This is a genomic window from Terrabacter terrae, assembly GCF_039529575.1.
Taxonomy (GTDB): Bacteria; Actinomycetota; Actinomycetes; order Actinomycetales; family Dermatophilaceae; genus Terrabacter; species Terrabacter terrae.
This window is the reverse complement of sequence record NZ_BAAANB010000217.1, coordinates 1-1,571: the sequence shown is the minus strand read 5'-3', so window position 1 is coordinate 1,571 and position 1,571 is coordinate 1. Positions and strand designations below refer to the sequence as shown.

Sequence of the window (1,571 nt, the reverse complement as noted above, 5' to 3'; positions counted from 1 at the left end):
TGACCGTCGACCCGAGCGGCAAGCTCAAGCGGCTCGCGCACGACCCCCGCGTCGAGCTGCGTCCCTGCGACGTGCGCGGCCGGGTGCCCGAGGGCGCGCCCACGTATGCCGGCACCGCCGTCGTCGACCGCAGCCCGGCAGGCGTCGCCGCGGTCAAACGCGCCATCGGCCGCAAGTACCTGATGGCCCGGCTCGGTGACGTGCTCGCCTCGGTCACCGACCGCATCCGGTCACGCACCCCGCGGGCGGGCATCCGCATCACCCTCGATTGAGCCGTCACAAGGACTCGTCGAACATTGAACAGAACGTTTCTCGCAACCCCTGCACTCCGCATACCGTTGGCAGCATGATCCCCCCAGCACCATCCCGGCTGGTTCAGCGCCAGCTCGGGCTGATGCTGCGTAGCAGGGTGGCTGGCGACGACGCGCCGGCCCGCGCGCAGCGCATCTGGGGCGCCGAGGGCGAGCGGTGGTTCACGCCGAAGGACCCGGTGTGGCGGGTGCACGCCGACGCCTCGATGTTCCCCGCGGGCCTCACCTCGTTGCTGCTGCAGATGCTGCACCCGATGGCGATGGCCGGGGTCGCGGGCCACAGCGGCTACAAGAGCGACCCGTGGGGGCGGCTGCAGCGCACCAGCGAATACCTCGCGACGACGACCTTCGGCACGATCGAGCACGCCGAGGAGGCCATCGCGTCGGTCCGCTCGATCCACGAGCGGGTGCGCGGCAAGGACCACCGGGGCCGGCCGTACCGCGCCGGCGACCCGCACCTGCTGGGGTGGGTCCACGCGGCGGAGATCGACTCGTTCCTGCGCGCCTACCAGACGTTCGGCGACACCCCGCTGACCGACGAGGAGGCCGACGTCTACGTCCGTCAGGCCGGCATCTCGGCCGCGCGGCTCGGCGTCGTCGACCCGCCGCAGTCGGTGGCCGAGCTCGCCGTCGTGCTCGGCTCCTACCGGCCCGAGCTCGAGGCCACCCCGGCCGCCCGTGAGGCGGCCCGCTTCCTGCTGCTCGACCCGCCGCTCCCCTTCTACGCCCGCCCCGGCTACGCCATGCTTGCGTCCGGCGGGGTGTCCCTGCTGCCGTGGTGGGCCCGAGAGATGCTCGGCGTCCCGGTGCCTGATGTCGTGTCGGCCCTGGTCGCCCGGCCGCTGGGCCACCTCGGCACGGCCGCGGTGCGCTGGGGCATGGCCGGCCTGGCCGAGCGCCGTCCCTCGGACCTACCCGACGGTCCCGAGCCCGCGACGTCCTCCCAAACATCCAGACACCCCGACGAGCGAGGTCAGCGAGTCGGGGACCTGGCCGCCAGCTGACCGGCGGCCATCCCTTCGGCCGGGCCGGGTGGACTCAAGAAGCGGGCACATCCGGCCCGGCCTCCCTCGCGCCTGCCTGCCGGTTTCTGCAAGGCAGCCTGAGGACTCGATTCCAAGACCATGTGAGTTGTCTGTGAGTCGTGCTCACGGCTCCTGACACCGCAAACCTTTCTGATCGCCCGACATGGCTCACGTCGGGTGCCATCGGACTACATTTCCGGCCATCGGGGGCCAGTTCCACAACCCATGGACGGAG

2 protein-coding genes are annotated in these 1,571 nt (G+C 71.9%); both read left to right on the top strand.

Annotated features, from left to right (window positions below):
• Window positions 1-272: PNPOx family protein (locus ABD194_RS21210; protein WP_343995236.1), on the top strand; the 272-nt coding region annotated here is incomplete at its 5' end.
• 74 nt (window positions 273-346) lie between these two features.
• Entirely contained in the window at window positions 347-1,315 is a 969-nt protein-coding gene (locus ABD194_RS21205) for an oxygenase MpaB family protein (RefSeq protein WP_343995234.1), read from the top strand.
• Window positions 1,316-1,571: the final 256 nt, after the last annotated feature.